Origin of the sequence: Prevotella sp. tf2-5, assembly GCF_900115435.1 — a bacterium.
Classification (GTDB): Bacteria; Bacteroidota; Bacteroidia; order Bacteroidales; family Bacteroidaceae; genus Prevotella.
On the sequence record NZ_FOWK01000012.1, the window covers coordinates 1 to 15,039 of the forward strand.

At 46.6% G+C, this 15,039-nt stretch carries 18 protein-coding genes and 2 tRNA genes; 17 read left to right on the forward strand and 3 right to left on the reverse strand.

The features are described 5' to 3' along the window. The 9 genes from BM257_RS12040 to BM257_RS12080 form a co-directional block, all read left to right on the forward strand. The coding region (locus BM257_RS12040; RefSeq protein ID WP_177216107.1) for a methionine adenosyltransferase domain-containing protein at positions 1-660 on the forward strand (660 nt) is incomplete at its 5' end. Positions 661-663: 3 nt separating this feature from the next. Then, complete coding sequence (locus BM257_RS12045; protein WP_255405825.1) at positions 664-1,680, forward strand: DUF4271 domain-containing protein; 1,017 nt, start codon at positions 664-666, stop codon at positions 1,678-1,680. A gap of 9 nt (positions 1,681-1,689) precedes the next feature. Further along, complete coding sequence (locus tag BM257_RS12050; protein WP_092073010.1) at positions 1,690-2,439, forward strand: uroporphyrinogen-III synthase; 750 nt, start codon at positions 1,690-1,692, stop codon at positions 2,437-2,439. A 15-nt stretch (positions 2,440-2,454) separates the two neighbouring features. Then, positions 2,455-2,847: a ribonuclease P protein component gene (locus tag BM257_RS12055; RefSeq protein ID WP_092073013.1), complete on the forward strand. Its 393-nt coding sequence runs from the start codon at positions 2,455-2,457 to the stop codon at positions 2,845-2,847. After that, positions 2,844-3,086, forward strand: a complete 243-nt coding sequence (gene yidD / locus BM257_RS12060; RefSeq protein ID WP_092073016.1) for a membrane protein insertion efficiency factor YidD — start codon at positions 2,844-2,846, stop codon at positions 3,084-3,086. The genes BM257_RS12055 and yidD overlap by 4 nt, the downstream gene beginning before the upstream one ends. A gap of 61 nt (positions 3,087-3,147) precedes the next feature. Beyond that, positions 3,148-4,443, forward strand: coding sequence for a tyrosine--tRNA ligase (tyrS, locus tag BM257_RS12065; protein WP_092073019.1), 1,296 nt, complete (start codon positions 3,148-3,150; stop codon positions 4,441-4,443). 64 nt (positions 4,444-4,507) lie between these two features. Further along, positions 4,508-4,578: transfer RNA gene (locus BM257_RS12070), tRNA-Gln, on the forward strand. A 60-nt stretch (positions 4,579-4,638) separates the two neighbouring features. Next, positions 4,639-6,420, forward strand: coding sequence for an arginine--tRNA ligase (argS, locus tag BM257_RS12075; RefSeq protein ID WP_092073022.1), 1,782 nt, complete (start codon positions 4,639-4,641; stop codon positions 6,418-6,420). Next, positions 6,420-6,881 carry an RNase H family protein gene (locus BM257_RS12080; protein ID WP_092073025.1) on the forward strand — a complete coding sequence of 154 codons (462 nt, stop codon included), beginning with the start codon at positions 6,420-6,422 and terminating at the stop codon, positions 6,879-6,881. The genes argS and BM257_RS12080 overlap by 1 nt, the downstream gene beginning before the upstream one ends. 77 nt (positions 6,882-6,958) lie before the next feature. On the opposite strand, the gene ribD is transcribed toward BM257_RS12080, so the two are convergent. Further along, the gene (ribD, locus tag BM257_RS12085) at positions 6,959-7,900 is read right to left on the reverse strand and encodes a bifunctional diaminohydroxyphosphoribosylaminopyrimidine deaminase/5-amino-6-(5-phosphoribosylamino)uracil reductase RibD (RefSeq protein WP_092073265.1); all 942 of its coding nucleotides are present in this window, start codon (positions 7,898-7,900) and stop codon (positions 6,959-6,961) included. A gap of 70 nt (positions 7,901-7,970) precedes the next feature. Between ribD and prmC the strand changes: the two genes are divergently transcribed. The 8 genes from prmC to BM257_RS12125 all read left to right on the forward strand — a co-directional run bounded on the left by prmC (position 7,971) and on the right by BM257_RS12125 (position 13,318). Continuing rightward, positions 7,971-8,819 carry a peptide chain release factor N(5)-glutamine methyltransferase gene (gene prmC, locus BM257_RS12090; protein ID WP_092073268.1) on the forward strand — a complete coding sequence of 283 codons (849 nt, stop codon included), beginning with the start codon at positions 7,971-7,973 and terminating at the stop codon, positions 8,817-8,819. Beyond that, complete coding sequence (locus BM257_RS12095) at positions 8,816-9,295, forward strand: regulatory protein RecX (protein WP_092073028.1); 480 nt, start codon at positions 8,816-8,818, stop codon at positions 9,293-9,295. The genes prmC and BM257_RS12095 overlap by 4 nt, the downstream gene beginning before the upstream one ends. Further along, positions 9,273-9,971 (forward strand): ComF family protein, encoded by a 699-nt coding sequence (locus tag BM257_RS12100; RefSeq protein ID WP_092073031.1) that lies wholly within the window; start codon positions 9,273-9,275, stop codon positions 9,969-9,971. The genes BM257_RS12095 and BM257_RS12100 overlap by 23 nt, the downstream gene beginning before the upstream one ends. A gap of 79 nt (positions 9,972-10,050) precedes the next feature. Continuing rightward, positions 10,051-10,683: an orotate phosphoribosyltransferase gene (gene pyrE / locus BM257_RS12105; protein ID WP_092073034.1), complete on the forward strand. Its 633-nt coding sequence runs from the start codon at positions 10,051-10,053 to the stop codon at positions 10,681-10,683. A gap of 42 nt (positions 10,684-10,725) precedes the next feature. Next, complete coding sequence (locus BM257_RS12110) at positions 10,726-11,139, forward strand: SRPBCC family protein (RefSeq protein WP_092073037.1); 414 nt, start codon at positions 10,726-10,728, stop codon at positions 11,137-11,139. Between the two features lie 48 nt (positions 11,140-11,187). Next, a complete protein-coding gene (gene argH / locus BM257_RS12115; protein WP_092073040.1) occupies positions 11,188-12,522 on the forward strand; it encodes an argininosuccinate lyase in 1,335 nt (444 codons plus the stop codon). A gap of 11 nt (positions 12,523-12,533) precedes the next feature. Further along, entirely contained in the window at positions 12,534-13,115 is a 582-nt protein-coding gene (locus BM257_RS12120) for a hypothetical protein (protein ID WP_092073043.1), read from the forward strand. 118 nt (positions 13,116-13,233) lie between these two features. Continuing rightward, positions 13,234-13,318 (forward strand) — tRNA-Leu (locus BM257_RS12125). Positions 13,319-13,335: 17 nt separating this feature from the next. Here BM257_RS12125 and BM257_RS12130 read toward each other — a convergent pair. Together BM257_RS12130 and BM257_RS12135 are read right to left on the reverse strand one after the other, a co-directional pair. Continuing rightward, a complete protein-coding gene (locus tag BM257_RS12130) occupies positions 13,336-14,049 on the reverse strand; it encodes an HAD family hydrolase (RefSeq protein ID WP_092073046.1) in 714 nt (237 codons plus the stop codon). Further along, complete coding sequence (locus tag BM257_RS12135; RefSeq protein WP_092073049.1) at positions 14,022-14,975, reverse strand: bile acid:sodium symporter; 954 nt, start codon at positions 14,973-14,975, stop codon at positions 14,022-14,024. The genes BM257_RS12130 and BM257_RS12135 overlap by 28 nt, the downstream gene beginning before the upstream one ends. Between the last annotated feature and the right edge of the window lie 64 nt (positions 14,976-15,039).

The following is a 15,039-nucleotide window of genomic DNA, read 5'->3' on the forward strand; positions in this document are numbered from 1 at the left end:
ATGCTCCAGCGTATCAAAGACGATGTAATAAACATCTTGATACCACGAGTGAAGTCGAAGATCCACTCTCAGAAAGTGCTTGCACTTTTTGGTGACGACATCAAATACTACGTGAACCCGACGGGTAAGTTCGTGATTGGAGGTCCTCATGGTGACACAGGTCTGACGGGCCGTAAGATTATCGTAGACACCTATGGTGGCAAGGGCGCTCATGGTGGAGGCGCTTTCTCTGGTAAGGACTCCTCGAAGGTTGACCGTTCCGCAGCTTATGCCGCACGTCATATTGCCAAGAATATGGTAGCGGCTGGTGTTGCCGATGAGATGCTGGTACAGATCAGCTATGCCATCGGTGTGGCGAAACCGATGAATATCTATGTGAACACCTATGGACGTTCGAAGGTGCAGATGACGGACGGCGAGATAGCCAAGAAGATAGAGGAGCTCTTCGACCTTCGTCCGAAGGCTATTGAGCGTTCATTGAAGTTGCGTCAGCCGATGTATCTGGAGACGGCGGCATATGGACATATGGGACGTCAGTGTGAAGTGGTGAAGAAAACGTTCACCAGTCGTTATCACGAGACCAAGACAATGGATATCGAGTTGTTTACATGGGAGAAACTTGACCGTGTAGAGGATATTAAGAAGGCATTCGGACTATAATTGTTGCAACAGGACTCCATAGCAAACGTCTCAACGGACATATCTGGAAGCGACTCTGCAGCCGTCAAACACCATCCGTTGACACCTGCTCAAGTATTGAGCTGGCTGCCTCATAATGCAACTCCTGCCCAACAGGACTCTGCAATCCAGTCGCGCTTCCACCCAGGAGAGATTCATTGGAGTGAGCATCCTGACACACTCCATCTTCCAGGACATCCGCCAGGCGTCGATCTGATGAAAGCCGAAATACCGCAGTATTATCGGGAAGGTTTTTTTTCGAAAGATTCTTTATTTCATCCGGAATTACAAGGCGGTCGTATCGGAGTGGCGGGTGATCCCGTACCCTATAGGGTACATAATGACAATGTCATCACCTCCCTTTTGCTGGCGTGCTTCCTCGTCTCTATCTATTTATTCGCCAATGCCAGACAGTTCTTCATCAAGGAGGCAAAGAACTTCTTCTACACACCCCGTGAAGAAAGGACAGACTTTTCTGAAACAGGTAATGAGTTACGCTATCAGGTCTTCCTGGTTGGTATTACTAGTTTGCTTATCTCTCTCCTTTTCTATTTCCACACATTGTATTACATAGGTGAAACCTTTATCCTGCAGTCACAATACACGTTAATAGCAATCTATTTTGTTATTGTTATTATCTATGTCGGGGTTAAAATGGGTCTCTATACCTTTGTCAATCTCGTTTTCTTTAATGGTAAAAGAAATCAACAATGGCTTAAGTCTTTCCTTTTTATTATAACGCTGGAAGGCGTATTACTTTTTCCTGCGGTATTATTAGGAGGATATTATGAAATGGACATTCATAATGTCACTACTTATGTCATTATTTCAATACTTTTTGTTAAATTACTAACGATTTATAAGTGTTTCATCATCTTTTTCCGTCCAAATGTCGTTAGTTTGCAAATTATTTTGTACTTTTGCACCCTCGAAATAGTACCTTTGCTCGCCTTATGGGGCGTGCTAGTCATGACAGCGAATAATTTAAAAATCAATTTTTAGGACACCAAGATGATAAAGAAGATTCTGGTTTCTCAGCCCAAACCATCTAGCGAGAAGTCGCCGTATTACGACATCGCAGAAAAGTACGGAGTGGAGTTGGTTTTCCGTCCGTTTATCAAGGTTGAAGGAATGACTGCTAAAGAGTTTCGTACACAAAAGGTGAATATTCTAGACTTTACCGCCATTGTATTTACGTCACGTCACGCTATTGACCATTTCTTTACGCTGGCGAAAGAGTTGCGTGTGGCAATTCCCGAGGATATGAAATATTTTTGTGTAACGGAGACGGTTTCACTCTATATCCAGAAATACGTACAGTATCGTAAACGTAAGGTGTTCTTTGGTACTACAGGTAAAATTGATGATTTGATACCGACAATGGTCAAGCATAAGCAAGAGAAATACTTGGTGCCAATGAGTGATGTCCACAACAATAGCGTGACAAAGATGCTGGATGCCAAAAAACTACAGCATCAAGAGTGTGTCATGTATCGTACGGTAAGCAATGATTTCACACCTGAGGAGGTCAAGACTTTTGATTATGACATGCTGATTTTCTTTAGTCCCTCTGGTATTGAGTCGCTGACCAAAAATTTCCCTGACTTCAAGCAGGAAAAAATTGCGATTGCCACCTTTGGTCCCGCTACGGCGAAAGCAGTGAAGGATGCAGGTCTTCGTCTTGATTTAGAAGCTCCATCCGCGAATTATCCCTCCATGACAAGTGCTTTACAGGATTTCCTGCAAAAGAAGCATAAATAGTAGATACCAGATACTATGGCAGCCTATTCGTTTCATAAGCGAGAGCGGTTGTGTAGTATGAAACTCACAGACCGACTATTTAACGGAGCGGGTAGTCTTTCCATGGCGGCCTTTCCCATACGAATGGTATGGATAGAGAAAGAACGTGAGGCACAAGAGCCACCTGTACAGATAATGGTCAGTGTCTCAAAGCGTCATTTCAAGCATGCGGTTAAGCGAAACCGCGTCAAGAGACAGTTGCGCGAAGCCTATCGGTTAGCAAAACTACCATTGATGGAAAAGATAGAGAAAACGCCTCAGCGTACGCTACTGATTGCGTTCATCTGGCTTGCTGATGAGTTATATAGTAGTGCAGCGGTAGCCAGCAGGATGGAGCAACTGCTACTACGTTTGATGGAGAAGTTATGAAACGGTTATTACATTATCTATCACAGGGCTTGGCTTGGATTCTCATATTACCAATTCGCTTCTATCAGACAGCTATCTCGCCCTACACGCCTCCCTCTTGTCGTTTTACGCCAACATGTAGTGAATATGCGCGACAGGCATTATTGAAACATGGTCCTATCAAGGGACTTTATCTCGCTATCAAGCGGATACTGAGGTGTCATCCCTGGGGAGGCAGTGGTTACGATCCGGTTCCATAATAGTCGAATATCTAAATCTCGATATATCGGTATAATGAAATAACAAAAAAGAAAAATAAAAATGAAGAATTTTGTAGAAGAACTTCGTTGGCGCGGAATGCTGGCACAGATGATGCCTGGCACGGAAGAATTGCTCCAGAAGGAAATGGTGACAGCCTATTTAGGAACAGATCCGACAGCAGACTCCCTGCACATCGGACACTTGTGTGGCATCATGATGTTACGACATCTACAGCGTTGTGGTCATAGACCTATCATCTTGGTAGGTGGTGCTACAGGTATGATAGGAGACCCTTCCGGTAAGAGTCAGGAGCGTAACCTCTTGAATGATGAGACCTTACGCCATAACCAGGAGTGTATCAAGAAACAAGTGGCTAAGTTCCTCGATTTTGAGTCAAAGGAAGCCAATGCCGCAGTAATGGTGAATAACTATGACTGGATGAAAGACTTTACATTCCTTGATTTTGCTCGTGAGGTGGGTAAGCATATTACCGTTAACTATATGATGGCAAAGGAAAGTGTGCAGCAGCGTCTGAATGGTACGGCTCGTGATGGTTTGTCCTTCACCGAGTTTACCTATCAGCTCCTGCAAGGTTATGATTTCCTGTATCTCTACCAACACTATGGGGTGAAGCTCCAGCTGGGTGGTAATGACCAGTGGGGTAATATGACTACCGGTACAGAATTGATTCGTCGTACCTTGGGTAATGACGTTGAGACATTCGCCCTCACTTGTCCGCTGATTACCAAGAGCGATGGTAAGAAGTTCGGTAAGACGGAGAGTGGAAACATCTGGCTCGATCCTGCCCGCACCACTCCATATAAGTTCTATCAGTTCTGGCTCAATGTCAGCGATGAGGATGCGGAGCGCTATATCAAGATATTCACTTCGTTGGATAAAGAGACGATTGACGCTCTCGTAGAGGAACATAAGCAGGACCCGGGTCGTCGTGTACTACAGAAACGTCTTGCTGAAGAGGTGACTGTGATGGTACATTCACAGGAGGCCTTGGATACCGCTATAGAGGCTTCCAGCATCTTGTTTGGCAAGTCCACCAAAGAAGGACTGGAGAAGCTTGATGAACAAACCTTCCTCGATGTGTTCGATGGTGTTCCTCAGTATGAGATCTCCAAAGACCAGTTAGGTCAGCCTGCTATTGAGTTACTGACCATGGCAGCTCCAGTATTCCCCTCTAAAGGTGAAATGCGTAAGATGGTACAAGGTGGCGGTGTCTCACTGAACAAAGAGAAACTGACAGACCAGAACCGTCCTATCACTACAGAGGATCTGATAGACGGAAAGTATCTCCTAGCCCAGAAGGGAAAGAAGAATTATTACCTTCTGATAGTGAAATAATTGGCGAAAAATTTGGTAGTGGCATGAAAAACCACTACCTTTGCACTCGCTTAGAAGCACATGGTGTCCAATGGTGTAATGGTAGCACAACAGGTTTTGGTTCTGTTTGTGGTGGTTCGAATCCGCCTTGGACAACGATTTTAAATCATCCACATGCACCATGTGGATGATTTCACGATTAAATAGGTATACCAAATGAAGATTGAATCGCAAATCATGAATGCCGCCATAGAAGCAGTAAAAGCTTTGTATGGACAGGACGTACCGGAGAAAATGGTACAGTTGCAAAAGACACGCAGTGAGTTTGAGGGAAACTTGACATTGGTTGTTTTTCCCTTTTTGAAGATATCCAAGAAGAATCCAGAGCAGACAGCCCAGGAGATAGGACAGTATCTGGTAGACAACTGCGAGGCTATTGCTGCGTTTAATGTCGTAAAGGGTTTCTTGAATCTGGTCATAGCACCTGCGGCATGGCTCTCCCTGCTCGCCGATATTGATGCGGATGAGCAATATGGTCACAAGCAGGTCACCGATGCGAGTCCGTTAGTCATGATTGAATATTCATCGCCAAATACCAACAAACCTCTTCATCTGGGTCATGTGCGCAACAACCTTCTGGGTTGGTCTTTGGCGCAGATCATGCAGGCTAATGGTAATAAAGTCATTAAGACGAATATTGTCAATGATCGTGGTATCCATATCTGTAAGTCGATGTTGGCATGGTTGAAGTGGGGTAATGGTGAGACCCCTGAGACCAGTGGTAAGAAGGGCGACCATCTGATAGGTGACTATTATGTGGCTTTTGACAAGCATTATCGTGAGGAAATCAAGCAACTGGTGGCTCAAGGGATGGATGAGGAGACGGCAAAGCAAGAGGCTCCGCTCATCAAGGAGGCGCATGAGATGCTCGTCAAATGGGAACAGAACGATCCAGAGGTGCGTGCCCTTTGGGAGAAGATGAACAACTGGGTATATGCTGGATTTGACGAGACCTATAAAAGAATGGGTGTTTCCTTCGATAAGATATACTATGAGTCGCAGACTTATCTGAAAGGTAAGGCAAAAGTAGAGGAAGGTCTTGCCAAAGGACTCTTCGAACGTCATGAGGATAACAGTGTATGGGCTGATCTTACCAATGAGGGACTCGACCAGAAACTGTTGCTGCGTAGTGACGGTACCAGCGTTTATATGACGCAGGACATCGGTACTGCTGAGATGCGCTTCCAGGACTATCCCATCGACAAGATGATCTATGTTGTAGGTAACGAACAGAACTACCACTTCCAAGTGCTCTCTATCTTGCTTGACCGCTTAGGTTTCAAGTGGGGTAAGGAACTCGTGCATTTCTCTTATGGTATGGTGGAATTGCCTAATGGTAAGATGAAGAGTCGTGAAGGAACAGTAGTGGATGCTGACGACCTCATGCAACTGATGATTGACGATGCGCTGAAAACCTCTATGGAACTAGGCAAGTTTGCCGATATGGAGGAAGAAGAGCGCAACGAGATAGCCCGTATCGTGGGTATGGGTGCCCTGAAATATTTTATCCTCAAAGTAGATGCTCGCAAGAATATGCTGTTTAATCCTGAGGAGTCTATTGATTTCAATGGAAATACAGGACCTTTCATCCAGTATACCTATGCGAGAATACGTAGTATTCTTCGTAAGGCTCCGAGTACTCCGAGTTCTCTGAGTTCTCTGAGTACTCTGAATGATAAGGAAATCGAACTCATCCAAAAGATGAGCGAATACGGTGCAGCCGTCGAGCAGGCAGGCAAAGATTATTCACCCAGCGGTATTGCTAACTACTGCTATGAGTTGACGAAGGTCTTCAACCAGTTTTATCACGACTACAGCATCCTCAACGAGGAAGACGAGCAGAAGCGTCAGGTACGCTTAGCCATTGCCCGTAATGTAGGCAAGATCATCAAGAATGGTATGGCACTCTTGGGCATTGAAGTTCCAGAGAGAATGTAATGCAGAACCCTCCAGACTATAGACACGATACTGTTTTGCCACTTCCAATGGAAGTGAGGGCAGATGCATGGGCTGTGGATGCTGCTTGTAGTGGCAATCCTGGTCCGATGGAATACCAGGCAATAGACCTTGCCACAGGGGCTCGTGTATTCCATTTCGGTCCGATGAAAGGTACGAATAATATCGGGGAGTTCCTCGCTATCGTTCATGCTCTTGCCTTGATGCAACAACAGGGACTGCATGACAAGACAATCTATAGCGATTCTTATAATGCCATCCTCTGGGTAAATAAACGGAAGTGTAAGACGAAGTTGGAACGTACCCCAGAGACAGAAGAACTCTATCAAATCATCCTCCGTGCTGAGAGATGGTTACAGACACATCAATGGCATAACCCCATCGTTAAATGGGAGACCCAGAAATGGGGTGAAGTCCCCGCAGACTTCGGCAGAAAGAAATAAGCGTATGATGTGTCCCAACGTATGGGACGACCTTTCTCAAACTATGGTACAACTTTTGAGACGCATTGTCTCAACCTCTATTGAGACTTTTTGCTAAAGATAGTAACGGTATTCTCCCCATATTCCTTCTTATCAAATAGGGTGATATCGGAGGGAAGTTGGGGTGCGCGAGTGCCGTCAGAGACTGTGATGGGAGCGACTTCCATGCGTATTTCATCCCAGAGTCCTGCTTGGATGAAACTCTCGTGTGTCTGACAACCCCCTTCGACAATGAGCGACTGGATACCATGTTGATAGAGGTCGTCCATTAGTTGAGGCAAGGGACGGTCGTGTGTCAATACGATTCGCTTGGGATCAGGACCATGCCAGTGACGTACATTCAGTGAGGGATGGTCGCGATCGAAGGTGGTATGTCCCACAAGGATGGCATCCTCCTCAGCACGGAGTTGATGGGAAAGCATCTGAGTCTGTTCGTTGGAAATCATCAACTGCTTGAAGTGGTCGTCGATGAAACCGTTGGCTGTCTGAGCCCATTTTAGGATAATGTATGGGCGATGCTTGGAATGATAAGTGAAGAAACGACGATTCAACCACTGACACTCCTTTTCCAATACGCCAACCTCCACTTCAATACCAGCCTTGCGAATCCTCTCGATGCCTCGTCCTTTCACTTCTGCAAAGGGATCGATACACCCTACCACCACACGCTTCACGCCTTTCTTGATAATCAAATCGGCGCAAGGGGGCGTTTTGCCATAATGCGCACAAGGCTCCAAAGAGACATAGATGGTAGCATCTTTCAACAAAGACTCATCTTTGACAGAGGCAAAGGCATTCACTTCTGCATGTCCTTCACCACAGCGCACATGATACCCTTCGCCGATAATAGCCTCATCCCCCGCCCTCTCCATCAGAGAGGGAGCTACAATAACTGCACCTACCATCGGGTTGGGACGTGCCCCTTGTATTCCGTTGGCTGCCAGTTGCAGACAGCGTCGCATGTATTTCTCGTCGTTCATATTTGCAAAGGTAAGGAAATATTTTGAAATATCAATGGTCATTTATCAATTATTTATTACCTTTGCAAAGATGAATTATCAGGCATTATGGCGTAGATTGGCGCAGGTCTATGGTGAGGGCGAAGCAAAAGCGATTGCCCGTATGGTGTATGAGGTGCGCTATGGACTGAGTTGGGGTGATGTCTTGATGGGGAAAGATGCTGATGTTCCTCAGAATGAGTTAGAGGAAATCGCCCAACGACTGGAGCGATACGAGCCAATACAATACATTCTGGGGAAAGCGGAGTTCATGGGAGAATGGTTTGATGTGGAGCCAGGAGTATTGATTCCCAGACCAGAAACCGAAGAGTTGGTAAGGTGGATATGCCTCTCCCCCGACCACTCTCCAAGTAAAGAGGGGAGACATTTTCTTGACATAGGGACGGGGAGCGGATGTATTGCCATCACGTTGGCAGCCAAGTGTCCTAAAGCAAAAGTAACAGCATGGGATATCTCAGAAAAAGCGTTGGAAGTAGCGAGAGCAAATGCGATTTGCCTTAAAGTGAACGTGTCATTCCAGCAAGTCGATATTCTTTCTGAAAGCCTCCTCCCTTTGGAGGGGGATGGGGGAGGCTTCTCTATCATCGTCAGCAATCCACCTTATATATGTAATAAGGAACGCGAGGCAATGGAACAGAACGTCCTCGACTATGAGCCGCATACTGCCCTGTTCGTGCCCGATGACGACCCGTTGCTGTTCTATCGCGCTATTGCGGAATACGGAACCAAAGCGTTGAAACCTGATGGCTGGCTCTATTTCGAAATCAATCCCCTTTATGCGGAGCCTCTTTGCGAATTATTGAGTGCGATGTCGTATCACGATATTGAATGCAAGACTGACCAATATGGCAAACAACGATTTATCAGAGCACGCCGATGAAACAGATTACTGAACAAGAAGCCTATTTGCGACTGGCTGCCCTCTGTGCTCAAGCAGAGCACTGCCAATACGAGATGCAGGAGAAAATGCGTCGTTGGGAACTCTCGAAGGAGGCGCAGGCTCGTGTGATGCAACGGCTTGTGACAGATAGATATGTGGATGACGAGCGTTATGCCCGTGCTTTCATCAAGGACAAGGTGCGCTATAACAAATGGGGTAGAAGGAAAGTGGAGCAGGCTTTATGGGCAAAACATATTGATGAGGATATCCGTCAACGTGTCTTGGATGAGGTCGATGACGAGGAATATATTGCAGTTCTTCGTCCCTTGCTGCAACAAAAACGCAAGTCGACAAAAGCGAACAGCGACTATGAACTGAATGGCAAGCTCATCAAGTTCGCTATGAGTCGTGGCTTTACAATGGATATCATCAAACAGTGTATCAACGTAACAGATGAAGACGAGTTTTTGGACTAGGATCCTTGACCTCATTTCACCTCGACAATGTGTGATTTGTGGGGAACGACTGAGTGTTACGGAGCGCGCTCTCTGCTCGTCGTGTTACCTTCATCTGCCTCGTACGTCTTATCAGTTTACACCTTATGACAACCCCATGGCACAACTTTTCTGGGGGCTAGCTCCGGTGAGTCGTGCCGCAGCCCTTTTCTTCTATGAGCCTCATTCTGAGGGAGCTCAGTTGGTATACGACCTGAAATATGCAGACCGTCCTGATATCGGAGAGGATATAGGAAGGATGATGGCGGAGGAAATGAGGGTCGCAGGCTATTTGGATGAAGTGGATATGATCGTCCCAGTACCGCTCTCTCCAAAACGTCAGCAACAACGAGGCTATAACCAAAGTGAGCGAATAGCCCAAGGTATTCATGAGGTGACAGGACTACCTGTTTACGCCAAGGCACTCCGGCGTAAGCATTTCCATCAGAGTCAGACAACACTCATGCGCCACCAGCGTCAGGAGAATGTGGCAGAGATTTTCAAACTCGGTGATGCTAAAGATATGGAGGGTAAACATATCCTTCTCGTTGATGATGTATGTACTACTGGAGCAACTCTTTCTGCCTGTGCTCGTATACTTGACAGCATTCCTCGTGTCCGTATCAGTGTCCTTACCCTCGCTTTTACGAAGTCTTAAGAAAAAACTCTCCGCACTTCACTCTAAACTCTCAACTTTTTTGTATCTTTGCAGTCGCAAAGATACAAAAATAAAGATTATGGACGCAATCAAGAAACTATTTGCCAAGAAACTGATGGAGATTAAAGCCATCAAGTTACAGCCCAACGAGCCGTTCACATGGGCATCGGGTTGGAAATCACCTATCTACACCGATAATCGAAAGACACTGGGATATGCCGATGTGCGCTCTTTTGTGAAGCTGGAGCTTTGTCATCTCATCCAGCAATACTTCCCTGAGGCTGAGGCGGTGGCAGGTGTTGCCACAGGTGCTATCGCACAGGGTGCGCTGGTAGCTGATGAGTTAGGTCTTCCTTATGCCTATGTCCGTCCGAAACCAAAAGACCATGGGATGGGTAATCAGGTAGAGGGTGAGCTCGCTAAAGGTACTAAGGTCATCGTCGTCGAAGACTTGATCTCCACAGGAGGAAGCAGTCTGAAGGCTGTAGAGGCTTTGCGTCAGTATGGTGTGGAGGTTATTGGTATGGTTGCCTCTTTCACCTATGGATTCCCTGTCGCCGAACAGGCTTTTAAAGACGCTGGTGTACAGCTTATCACATTGAGTGACTATGCTGCCGTTCTCGAGCAAGCTGCCGAGACGGGGTATATCTCTGAAGAAGACAAGGTCGTATTGGCTGAATGGCGTAAAGACCCCAGCAATTGGAAAAAATAAAGATAGTTACTATTGTCCCTATAGACACTATATTTTAGTCCTATGGAAAAATTTGAGAGCAGTGTGAAACCGATACCCTATCCCGTAGAGGATGTCTATCGCAATATCAGTGACTTACGTAACCTTGACCGGGTGCGCGACCGTGTCCCCGAGGATAAATTGTCTGACTTCGCCTTCGACGAGGACTCTGTTCAGGTGAATGTTGACCCTGTTGGACTCCTCAAACTCCGTATCATCGAGCGTGAGGAGGGTAAGTGTGTAAAGTTCGAGACAGAGCAGTCGCCACTGCCTTTTAACCTTTGGATACAGGTGTTGCCTGTCACAGAGACAACCAGTAAAATGCGAGTGACAGTGAAGGCGGACATTCCCTTCATGCTGAAAGGTATGGTTAGTGGTCCCTTGCAGGATGGTGTCGAGAAGATTGCCGATGCACTGGCACAAGTACCGTATGTTTAATCTATCGTTCCTATAGTCATTATAGTTCCTATAATTCTAAAATAAACAATGAACAAACTCTGGGAAAAAAACTTTGAGGTGAATGCTGAGATTGAGCGCTTCACTGTAGGACGTGACCGTGAGATGGATCTCTATCTCGCACCCTATGATGTGTTGGGTTCCATGGCTCATATCACCATGCTGGAGTCCATCGGTCTTTTGGAGGCTGACGAGCTCCGACAGTTGCTGAGCGAGTTGAAGAATATCTATGCCGTCTGTGAGCGTGGTGAGTTTGTCATCGAAGAGGGAGTTGAGGATGTCCACTCGCAGGTGGAGCTGATGCTCACCCGTAAACTTGGGGATATGGGTAAGAAAATTCACTCAGGACGCTCCCGTAATGATCAGGTATTGGTCGATTTGAAACTGTTTACGCGGCATGAGCTGATGGAGATTGCCGATAGTGTGAAAGTGCTCTTTGACGAGTTGCAGTCAAAAAGTGAGCAGTATAAGAATGTACTCATGCCAGGTTATACACATTTGCAAGTCGCCATGCCCTCGTCATTCGGGTTGTGGTTTGGGGCTTATGCTGAATCACTAGCAGATGATATGTTGTTCTTGCAGGCTGCCTATAAGATGACTAATCGTAATCCGCTGGGGTCTGCCGCAGGTTATGGTTCGTCATTTCCTCTTAACCGTCAGATGACGACCGACCTGTTGGGTTTCGACTCGATGGATTATAACGTGGTGTATGCCCAGATGGGACGTGGAAAGATGGAGCGTAATGTAGGGTTCGCCATCGCCACTATCGCAGGAACACTTGCCAAACTCGCTTTCGACGCATGCCTGTTTAACTCCCAGAATTTCTCATTCGTCAAACTACCGAAGGAGTGTACCACAGGTTCTAGCATCATGCCACATAAGAAAAATCCGGATGTTTTCGAACTCATCCGTGCCAAGTGTAACAAGCTGCAGGCATTACCTCAGCAAGTGACACTCATCATGAATAATCTTCCCGTGGGTTATTTCCGTGACTTACAGATTATCAAGGAGGTGTTCCTTCCTGCCTTTGATGAATTGAAGGATTGTCTGCAGATGGCTGCGTATATTATCAATAAGATAGAGGTTTGCGAGGACATCCTCGACAATCCGATGTATGATCCGATGTTCTCTGTCGAAGAAGTCAACCGTCTGGCTGCTGAGGGCATGCCGTTCCGTGATGCCTATAAGAAAGTGGGACTCGATATCGAAGCGGGCACGTTTACGCCGAATAAGGACATCCATCACACCCATGAAGGCTCCATTGGTAACCTCTGTACTGATCGTATCGCAGTCCTCATGCAACAGGTCATGGACGGCTTTGGTTTCGAACGAGTGCGTCAGGCAGAGAAAAAACTACTGAAATAGAAAGGCTTGCTATGAATAAACTTACCTCTTACCTCTTACTTCTTGCTTCTTGCTTCTTGCTGTCTTCCTGCGGAGCAGAACAGGAATATTCGTCATGGTCGTGTCGCTTTATCTTTAATAACGGGACCTATCTTGACCAAACACTGGGAGCTGCTATCAACCCTACCATCCCGGGTATCTTCTGTAAAGTAACAGAACAGTCGAAAGGCGGTACACGCTACCTGATCTTCGAGAATAACCAAGGTGCGTCTTCTCAGCATCAGATGATGGCAGAGGAACTGCGCCAGAACCTGCGCATTGGACAGAATAACGGTATTATCGTGGGGGTACAGAACTTCGACGGTTTTACCGCCTACGACTTACAGTGTCCCAATTGTGCCCGCAGAGAGAACAATTATGTCACACCTTATTATCCCGTCACCCTCGACAAAAAAGGCTCAGGCATCGTTACCTGCTCCAAGTGCGGTGATCAGTATGATCTCAACAATGGTGGACTGCTTGTCAAGGGACAGGAGGGGGACAAAGGACTGGAACGCTATCGTAATGCACGTACTGAGGGTCCCACAGGCAGGGTCGTTGTCCTCTCACAATAGAAAGGAATAGGCAAGGAAAGTAAAAGAAATAGCAAGAAAAAGTAAAAAATCTAATGACTATTTACTAATTTCTAATTTATTTTCGTAACTTTGCAACCGCAAAACTGAAAAGTCTGCCGCCGCGATGGTGGAATGGTAGACACGAGGGACTTAAAATCCCTTGGCCAGTAATGGCTGTGCGGGTTCGAGTCCCGCTCGCGGCACAAGAGTCTGACAATCGTCAGACTCTTTTGTTTTCTAATATCTCTAACAACTCTCCGAACCGCTGGATCTTAAACAGACGCTCATGCGGATACTCCTCCGTTTTCTCCAATGCCCATACCACATGATAAGGGATATGGACTGCCCAGGCACCTGTCTCCAAGGCTGGTATGATATCACTGCGGAAGGAGTTTCCCACCATCAGGGTCTGTTCAGGAGCTACGTGCAGGTTCTCACAGAGCTGACGGTACTCCTGTTCCGTCTTGTTCGATACCGTCTCCATATATGAGAAATAACCCTCCAGTCCTGACCGTCTCAATTTATCCTCTTGATCCATCAGTTCTCCCTTTGTAAACACCACCAGGCGATAACGACGGGTCTGTGACAACACCTCTAATGTCTCCTTTACCTCTGACAATGGGGTCGTGGGAAAGCGCAACAACTCCTTGCCCATATCTATCAACTGCATCACCTTGTCACCCGTTAATTCCCCCTTGCTGATGCGGATGGCATTCTCTATCAGTGAAAGGGTAAAAGCCTTGGTGCCGTAGCCCGTCAAAGGCAAGTTCCTATGTTCAGTATCAAACAAACCCTCGCTGACCTCCCGTGCCGTCGCCCAGGGTTTCAACATCTCACAACATTTCCGTTCTACCTCGTCAAACCATGACTGGCAGTCCCATAATGTGTCATCCGCGTCGAAGGCGATTACTTTGATTTCTGTCGGTATTGCCATAATTCAAAAGAGTTAATGATATTCTGCCATAGCACATAACAGCCAGCTCCGATGGAGGCAACGGGATGTAGGTACATATAGGCGACCCAGATACTCAGGGCGGTATTCTTCTGGAAGAGTGCCTGACCACAGTTAATCTCCTCACCCAACCGTTTGCCGATACCTCGTCCGATAAAGAACTGCACCCAGCAGAGGATGAACGTCGACAGGGCGATGATCATCAATAGCAGCAGTGAGGCATTGCTATGCACGATGTTTTTCACTGTGATGCCTGATGTGATAGACAGGGAGAATGCCCAGCAGTAGAAGCTGAGGTTGGGCATCGCCGCTATCCTCGCACAGATACCTTTCACATAGTGTTGCATCAGCCATCCTAACACCAATGGCAGCAACAGCACCATCGACACTTTCTCCAAGATAATCAGGAAGGCATCGAAGAAAGCGACATGTACCATCTGTTCTAGTATTGGGAAAACCAAAGGGATCATCAGGGCGGAGAAGAACGATGACAGCAATGTATAGGTCGTCATCGTTGAGATATTACCTCCTAACTTTCCTACTACCACAGGAGCTGCAGCAGCCGACGGGCCTATCACACATGTCAGTATCGCCTCCCATACCAATTTTGAGTCAGGACAGTCTCTTAATGACAGGCATATCCCCACGATCACCGCCACCAGTAACAACTGTGCCATCAGTATCCCAGTATGCCAACGGTGCGGACGCATCTCGTGGAAGTTGACCTTACAGAATGTCACGAGAAGGGTGAGGAATACAGAGATAGGGAAGACCGTGTCAATGATAGGACTGAGCGTGTTACCTAACTCATCCAACTGCGGCACATAGTAGAATGTCAGGTAACAGACTGTTCCCGTAGCAATCGCCACAGGCAAGGTCCAGTCCTTTAGAAAACGGATGATTCCCATGTCTCCTTAAAATTTTGTTGCAAAGGTACGCATTTCTTTAAACTTTTTCGTATCTTTGCACCAG